Source organism: Variovorax sp. KK3 (assembly GCF_001984055.1).
Taxonomy (GTDB): Bacteria; Pseudomonadota; Gammaproteobacteria; order Burkholderiales; family Burkholderiaceae_C; genus Variovorax.
Genome location: NZ_LYVO01000196.1, coordinates 1 through 581, shown reverse-complemented (window position 1 = coordinate 581; position 581 = coordinate 1). Strand labels below are relative to the sequence as shown.

The window sequence follows — 581 nt, the reverse complement described above, 5'->3', positions numbered from 1 at the left end:
CTCGTTCCCCGCAGCCGCGCGCTTCGCTGGGCCGCCTTGTCGTTGTGCGCGGCGCTCGCCGCATGCTCGACGACACCCACCGCCCCGCCCTTGCCCCGCGCTGCGAGCGTCGACGTCTCGCGCTTCATGGGCGACTGGTACGTCATCGCGCACATTCCGACCTTCCCCGAGAAGGACGCCTTCAACGCCATCGAGTCGTACGCGCTGCGCGCGGACGGCCGCATCGACACCACTTTCCGCTACCGCGACAGCAGCTTCGACGCGCCGCTCAAGACCCTGCACCCGATCGGCAAGGCCAAGCCGGAGACGGGCAATGCCGTGTGGGACATGCAGTTCATCTGGCCCATCCAGGCCGAGTACGTCATCGCCGATGTGTCGGCCGACTACCAGACCACCATCGTGGCCCGCAGCAAGCGCGACCATGTGTGGTTGATGGCGCGCACGCCGCAGATGCCACCGCAGCAATACGACCAGGCCATGAAAAAGATCGAGGCCATGGGCTACGACATGTCGAAGATGCGCAGGGTGCCGCAGCGTTGGCCTGAAAGCCGGCCGGAAGCCGGGCGATGAGGTGAGCTAGC

At 66.8% G+C, this 581-nt stretch carries 1 protein-coding gene; it reads left to right on the top strand.

Annotated features, from left to right (window positions below):
• Nucleotides 1-570: lipocalin family protein (locus B0W80_RS34125; RefSeq protein WP_306171897.1), on the top strand; the 570-nt coding region annotated here is incomplete at its 5' end.
• Between the last annotated feature and the right edge of the window lie 11 nt (nt 571-581).